The following is a 4,909-nucleotide window of genomic DNA, read 5'->3' on the forward strand; positions in this document are numbered from 1 at the left end:
CCGCGCGGCGGCCGCCGCGCACACGACGAGCAGCGCCGCGAACAGCGCAGCGCGTGCGATCCGCGCCGATATCGGATGGTGCGCGCGAGGATCCGGCGCGTCGTGCGCCGGAGACTGCGATGGACGATGAAAGCGCATCGGGACGTCCGGGCGTCGTGCGTGAGGCGCACGCGATCCGGCCCGCATGAAGGGCGCTGGCCCGATGTTTAAAGATTAGGCGGTTTCTGCGGAAACGGCGATCAGGTGCGGGCCTGCAGCGCCTCGTCGCGGTACTCGGCCGGGCTGCGCCCGCTCCACTTGCGGAACGCGCGGTAGAACGCGCTCGGCTCGGCGAAGCCGGCGGCCGCGGCGACGTCGGCGATCGTGCGCGACGGATCGGCGAGCGCTTCGTAGGCGAGGTCGCGCCGCAGCGCGTCCTTGATCGACTGATACGCGTGACCTTCCTGATGCAGCTTGCGGCGCAACGTCGCCTCGGCGACGTGCAGCCGTGCGGCCATCTCGCCCGCGCCCGGCCAGGCGGCGGGCGGCAACCCGCGCAGCACCGTGCGCACGCGCTGCGCGAGCGCGTTCGGATTGCGGTACTTGACGATGAAACTGGCCGGCGCGTTGCGCAGGAAAGTCTTCAGCGTCCGCACGGTCTGCACGACGGGCAGCGTCGCGAATTCGGGATCGAAATCCACATAGGAATCGGGCTGGTTGAAACGCATGTCGTCGCAGAACATCGACGGGTATTCATGCTCGACGGGCGGCGTGTCGCAGCGGAAGCTCGCGTGCAGCAACGGAATGCGGCGGCCGATCAGCCAGCAGGTAAGCCCGTACACGATGATGAAGTACGTCGCATAGGCGAACATCGTCGGCACCGTGCCGTTGTTGCGGTGCACGAAGCGCAGCCGTACGCGCTGCGGATTCGCGTCGATCTCCGCGTGCAGGTCGTCCAGCACGCAATGCATGAAGTTCACCGCGCGCGCCAGCGCATGCTGGCCGTCGCGTGCGGTCAGCGCCGCCTGACTCATCGCGATGAAGCTGCCGCTGCGCATCGGGTGGCGGTCCTGACCGAAAAATTCGTCGTCGAGCGCGCGCGCAATCGCGTTCCACAGCGCGCCGTATTGCTGCGCGGACACGCGGGCGCGCGGCTGGTCGAGCAGCGCGGGCGGGATGCCGGCCTGCGCGAGCATCGCTTCGGCTGCGACGCCGCGCCGCGTCGCCAGCGCGATGCTGTACGCGACCAGGCTGATTGCGATGGTTCCCTTTTCTTCGTGCTTCATCGGCGGCGCCGGTATGGCAAAAACGCTCAGTGTAAATGAGCGGTGCGAGCATCGAACAGTCGCCCGGGCTTGTCTACACTTGATTTATCAAAACACATGACGGCCGCGCCACGGCGGCTGCCGGAGACTGCAAGGCCATGGACGAGCTCTATACCGAAGACCAGCGGATGATCCGCGATGCCGCGCGCGCTTTTGCCACCGAGGTGCTGGCGCCGCACGCCGCGGACTGGGATCGCGATGCGCACCTGCCGGATGAAGTCGTCGCGCAGCTTGGCGAACTCGGCCTGCTCGGGATGATCGTGCCGCAGGAGTTGGGCGGCGCCTATACGGATTACGTTGCGTACGCGCTCGCGATGGAAGAGATCGCCGCCGGCGACGCCGCGTGCGCGACGATGATGAGCGTGCACAACTCGGTCGGCTGCGGGCCGATTCTCGGTTTCGGCACGCCCGCGCAAAAGGCGCGCTGGCTCGCCGACATGGCGGCGGGCCGCACGATCGGCGCGTTCTGCCTGACCGAGCCGCAGGCCGGCTCCGAAGCGCACAACCTGCGCACGCGCGCGGAACTGCGCGACGGCAAGTGGGTGCTGAACGGCAGCAAGCAGTTCGTGACCAACGGCAAGCGCGCCGGCCTGGCGATCGTGTTCGCCGTCACCGATCCGGAACTGGGCAAGCGCGGCATTTCCGCGTTCCTCGTGCCGACCGATACGCCGGGCTTCATCGTCGGCAAACCCGAGAAGAAGATGGGCATCCGCGCGTCCGACACGTGCCCGATCACGCTCGAGAACTGCGCAATCCCCGAGGACAACCTGCTCGGCACGCGCGGCGAAGGGCTGAAGATCGCGCTGTCGAATCTCGAGGGCGGCCGGATCGGCATCGCCGCGCAGGCGGTCGGCATCGCGCGCGCCGCGTTCGACAAGGCGCGGCGCTATGCGAGCGAGCGCGTGCAGTTCGGCAAGCCGCTCGCCGAGCATCAGGCGATCGCGCAGAAGCTGGCCGACATGGCCACGCAGATCAACGCCGCGCGCCTGCTTGTGCATCATGCGGCGAAGCTGCGCACGGCCGGGCTGCCGTGCCTGTCGGAGGCGTCGCAGGCCAAGCTGTTCGCGTCCGAGATGGCCGAGCGCGTATGTTCGGAGGCGATCCAGATTCATGGCGGCTACGGCTATCTCGTCGATTACGAAGTCGAGCGTCACTATCGCGACGCTCGTATCACGCAGATCTACGAAGGCACCAGCGAAGTGCAACGGATGGTGATCGCGCGGCAGTTGTAACGCCGTCGCCGCAGCGGCGGCAAGACCGCGAGAACGGCAACGGAAGCATCGCGGCGCAGGCGGCATGTAAGCGCACGCCGCACAACATGGATCGCATCGCATGGCACCGGAACACGCGCGCAAGCCCGCGCTCCGGCCACCATCCGATCGACAGGAGACGACACGATGACGGCACAGGCTTTCCTGGACGCACGCGATTTTCTGCTGCGCCATCGCACCGACTACGACACCGCGTACCGCACGTTTCAATGGCCGGTGCTCGACACGTTCAACTGGGCGCTCGACTACTTCGATCCGATGGCGCGTGGCAATGACAATCCCGCGCTGTGGATCGTCGATGCGGCGACCGGAGATGGCGAGCGCTATTCGTTCGCGCAGATGTCGGAACGCTCGTCGCGGATCGCGAACTGGCTGCGCGGCATCGGCGTGACGCGTGGCGACCGGATCCTGCTGATGCTGCCGAACCGTGTCGAGCTGTGGGATGCGATGCTCGCCGCGATGAAGCTCGGCGCGGTCGTGCTTCCCGCGACCACGCAACTGTCCGCCGACGACGTGCGCGACCGCGTGCAGATCGGCGGCGCGACGTTCGCGATCGTCGACGAGAACGAGGTGGCGAAATTCGAGCAGCCCGGCCTCGGTCTGACGCAGAAGATCGTCGCAGGCGCGCCGCGCGCCGGCTGGCTGGCGATGCGCGACGGCTATGCGTCGCCGGCCGCGTTCGAGCCGGACGGCGTCACGCACGCGAGCGATCCGATGCTGCTGTATTTCACGTCGGGCACGACGTCGAAGCCGAAGCTCGTCGAGCATACGCACCGCACCTATCCGGTCGGCAACCTGACGACGATGTACTGGGTCGGTCTGCAGCCGGGCGACATCCACTGGAACATCAGCTCGCCCGGCTGGGCGAAGCACGCGTGGAGCTGTTTCTACGCGCCGTGGAATGCGCAGGCGTGCGTGTTCGCGTTCAACTATGCGCGCTTCGATCCGAAGGTCGTCCTCGATGCGCTCGTCAAGTACCAGGTGACGACGATGTGCGCCCCGCCGACCGTATGGCGGATGCTCGTGCAGCAGCCGCTCGCATCGTTTGACGTGAAGTTGCGCGAGATCGTCGGCGCGGGCGAGCCGCTGAACCCCGAAATCATCGAGCGCGTAAAGAAGGCGTGGGGCATCACGATCCGCGACGGCTACGGACAGACCGAGACGACCTGCCTGATCGGCAATTCGCCGGGCCAGCCGGTCGTCGCCGGTTCGATGGGACGCCCGATGCCGGGCTACACGATCGAACTGCTCGATCCGGACGGCGTGCCGGTGAGCGAAGGCGAGGTCGCGCTGCCGGTCGGCCCGGACGTGACGCGTCCGGTCGGCCTGATGAAGGGGTATGCGAACAATGCCGACGCCACCGCGTATGCGATGCGCGGCGGCTACTACCGCACGTCCGACATCGCGATGCGGCGCGACGACGGCTATTTCGTCTACATCGGCCGCGCGGACGACGTGTTCAAGTCGTCCGACTACCGGCTCAGCCCGTTCGAGCTGGAAAGCGTGCTGATCGAACATCCGGCGATTGCCGAGGCGGCCGTCGTGCCGAGCCCCGATCCGGTGCGTCTGTCGGTGCCGAAGACCTTCATCACCCTGCGCCAGGGCTACGAAGCGAGCCCCGCGCTCGCACTCGAGATTTTCCGTTTCTCGCGCGACAAGCTCGCGCCGTACAAGCGCATCCGCCGTCTCCAGTTCGCCGAATTGCCGAAGACGATTTCCGGGAAGATCCGCCGCGTCGAGTTGCGGCGTCGTGAGATCGAACGGGGCGACGATCCGGCCGCGCGGATGCCGGGCGAATACTGGGAAGAAGATTTTTCAGCCGATTTGAAATGACCGTGGGCATGCGCTGCCGCATGGTGCGGCGGCTGCCCGTATCCGACATGAACCGGCCGCGCGCGGTGCCTGCGCTGCGGCCAACGCAAGGAGAGTAGAGCGATGAATGCGAATCCGACGCCCCGCAAGGAGCAAGACGTGCCGACGGTCAAGTTGCTGATCGACGGTGAATTCGTCGATTCCGCCACCCGCGAGTGGCGCGACATCGTCAACCCGGCCACGCAGCAGGTGCTCGCGCGCGTGCCGTTCGCAACCGTCGCCGAGGTCGATGCGGCGGTGCAGGCCGCGCAGGCCGCATTCGAATCGTGGAAGAACACGCCGATTTCCGCGCGCATGCGCATCATGCTGAAGTTCCAGGACCTCGTGCGCACCAACCTGCCGCGGATCGCGAAGACGCTGACCGCCGAGCAGGGCAAGACGATTCCCGACGCCGAGGGCGACATTTTCCGTGGCCTCGAAGTGGTCGAGCATGCGTGCTCGGTCGGCACGCTGCAGCTCGGC

The 4,909-nt window shown here is 67.0% G+C and carries 4 protein-coding genes; 3 read left to right on the forward strand and 1 reads right to left on the reverse strand.

All coding sequences use genetic code 11. The features are described from left to right. Nucleotides 1-239: 239 nt before the first annotated feature. Nucleotides 240-1,265, reverse strand: coding sequence for an AraC family transcriptional regulator (locus KH616_RS21330; protein WP_292250568.1), 1,026 nt, complete (start codon nucleotides 1,263-1,265; stop codon nucleotides 240-242). Between the two features lie 137 nt (nucleotides 1,266-1,402). Here KH616_RS21330 and KH616_RS21335 point away from each other — a divergent pair, with 137 nt between their 5' ends. From KH616_RS21335 to KH616_RS21345, 3 genes are all read left to right on the forward strand, one after another. Continuing rightward, nucleotides 1,403-2,536 (forward strand): acyl-CoA dehydrogenase family protein, encoded by a 1,134-nt coding sequence (locus KH616_RS21335; protein WP_292250570.1) that lies wholly within the window; start codon nucleotides 1,403-1,405, stop codon nucleotides 2,534-2,536. A gap of 165 nt (nucleotides 2,537-2,701) precedes the next feature. Then, on the forward strand, nucleotides 2,702-4,408 hold the full coding sequence (locus KH616_RS21340; RefSeq protein WP_292250571.1) for an AMP-binding protein: 1,707 nt from the start codon (nucleotides 2,702-2,704) through the stop codon (nucleotides 4,406-4,408). A gap of 102 nt (nucleotides 4,409-4,510) precedes the next feature. Next, the coding region (locus KH616_RS21345; RefSeq protein ID WP_292250572.1) for an aldehyde dehydrogenase family protein at nucleotides 4,511-4,909 on the forward strand (399 nt) is incomplete at its 3' end.

It is taken from the genome of Burkholderia sp. (assembly GCF_018375725.1).
Lineage (GTDB): Bacteria > Pseudomonadota > Gammaproteobacteria > Burkholderiales > Burkholderiaceae > Burkholderia.